1 protein-coding gene is annotated in these 685 nt (G+C 68.2%); it reads left to right on the forward strand.

Features of this window, described 5'->3' with window-relative positions; all coding sequences use genetic code 11:
* Window positions 1-685 (forward strand): helix-hairpin-helix domain-containing protein (locus EN935_RS38990; RefSeq protein WP_206534714.1); only part of this gene is annotated, 685 nt, incomplete at both ends.

Genomic DNA, 685 nt, shown 5'->3' on the forward strand with positions numbered 1-685 from the left:
GCCAAGCTCATCCGCCTGCACAAGGTCGAGTTGATTTCGATCGGCAACGGCACCGGCAGCCGCGAGACGGAAAAGCTGGTGGCGGACATGCTGTCCGACATGCCGGCGGACGGTGGCCCGAAGCCGCTCAAGGTGATCGTCAGCGAGGCGGGCGCCTCGGTCTATTCGGCATCGGCGACGGCGGCGGCGGAATTCCCGGGTCTCGACGTGTCGCTGCGCGGCGCCGTGTCGATCGCCCGGCGCCTGCAGGATCCGCTGGCCGAACTGGTCAAGATCGAACCCAAATCGATCGGCGTCGGCCAGTATCAGCATGATGTCGACCAGTACCGGCTCGGCCGCTCGCTGGAAGCGGTGGTCGAGGATGCGGTCAACGCCGTCGGCGTCGACCTCAACACCGCCTCGGCGCCACTGCTGGCGCGCGTCTCCGGCCTTGGCGCATCGCTCGCCGACGCCATCGTTGCGCGTCGTGATGCGACCGGTCCCTTCGCCAGCCGGAAGGATTTGCTCAAGGTGCCGCGGCTCGGGCCGCGCGCGTTCGAGCAAAGTGCCGGCTTCCTGCGCATTGCCAATGGCAGCGAGCCGCTCGATGCCTCGTCGGTGCATCCGGAAGCCTATGGCGTGGCGAAGAAGATCGTCGCCGCCTGCGGGCGCGATGTGCGCTCGTTGATGGGCGACAGTGCCGCGC

This window comes from Mesorhizobium sp. M7D.F.Ca.US.004.03.1.1 (genome assembly GCF_003998635.1).
Lineage (GTDB): Bacteria > Pseudomonadota > Alphaproteobacteria > Rhizobiales > Rhizobiaceae > Mesorhizobium > Mesorhizobium loti.